Here is an 854-nt window from a genome sequence, read left to right as displayed (position 1 = left end):
AAGGGGGTCTGGGGCGCAGCCGAGAAGGGCCCCGCACTCTCACGAGTGCGGGGCCCTTTCCATGGGCCAGGGCGTCAGCCCTGCCAGCTGTGCGCCGCCGTGAAACCGCCGGAGCGCTCCAGGCGGCGCCAGGACGCCGCGGACCGCCGCGGGCGGGGAACGGAAGCCGACGAGCCGGCGGAGGCGCGGGCGAGCAGGACGGCGGTGACGGCGGCCAGTTCCTCCGGCCCGGCCGTCCCCTTCTCGACGCGAACAAGCGTGTCAGTCATGTCTGCTGAGTCCTTCGGTTACTGAGGCGGGTTGCCGTGCTTGCGGGACGGCAGGTCGGCGTGCTTCGTCGCGAGCATGGCCAGCGAGCGGATCAGGACCTGGCGGGTCTCCACCGGATCGATGACGTCGTCGACGAGCCCGCGCTCGGCCGCGTAGTACGGATGCATGAGTTCGGCCTTGTACTCCTTGACCATGCGGGCCCGCATGGCGTCGGGGTCGTCGGCGTCCGCGATCTGCTTGCGGAAGATGACGTTGGCCGCGCCCTCGGCGCCCATGACGGCAATCTCGTTGGTGGGCCAGGCGTAGGTGAGGTCGGCGCCGATGGACTGGGAGTCCATGACGATGTAGGCGCCGCCGTAGGCCTTGCGGAGGATCACCGAGATGCGCGGCACGGTGGCGTTGCAGTAGGCGTAGAGCAGCTTGGCGCCGTGCCGGATGATGCCGCCGTGCTCCTGGTCGACGCCGGGCAGGAAGCCGGGGACGTCCAGGAGGGTGACGATGGGGATGTTGAAGGCATCGCACATCTGGATGAACCGGGCCGCCTTCTCGCTGGCCTCGATGTCCAGGACGCCGGCCAGTGACTG

2 protein-coding genes are annotated in these 854 nt (G+C 69.8%); both read right to left on the bottom strand.

Translation table 11 applies throughout. From position 1 onward, the window contains the following. Positions 1-74 precede the first annotated feature (74 nt). Positions 75-269 carry an acyl-CoA carboxylase subunit epsilon gene (locus JNW98_RS27150; protein ID WP_185941247.1) on the bottom strand — a complete coding sequence of 65 codons (195 nt, stop codon included), beginning with the start codon at positions 267-269 and terminating at the stop codon, positions 75-77. An 18-nt stretch (positions 270-287) separates the two neighbouring features. Then, positions 288-854, bottom strand: a 567-nt coding sequence (locus JNW98_RS27145; protein WP_308015671.1) for a carboxyl transferase domain-containing protein, incomplete at its 5' end; no start/stop codon positions are given.

The sequence above is a fragment of the Streptomyces huiliensis genome (genome assembly GCF_020037025.1).
Classification (GTDB): Bacteria; Actinomycetota; Actinomycetes; order Streptomycetales; family Streptomycetaceae; genus Streptomyces; species Streptomyces huiliensis.
The sequence above is the reverse complement of the archived record's forward strand: the minus strand, read 5'-3'. Positions and strand labels throughout refer to the sequence as shown.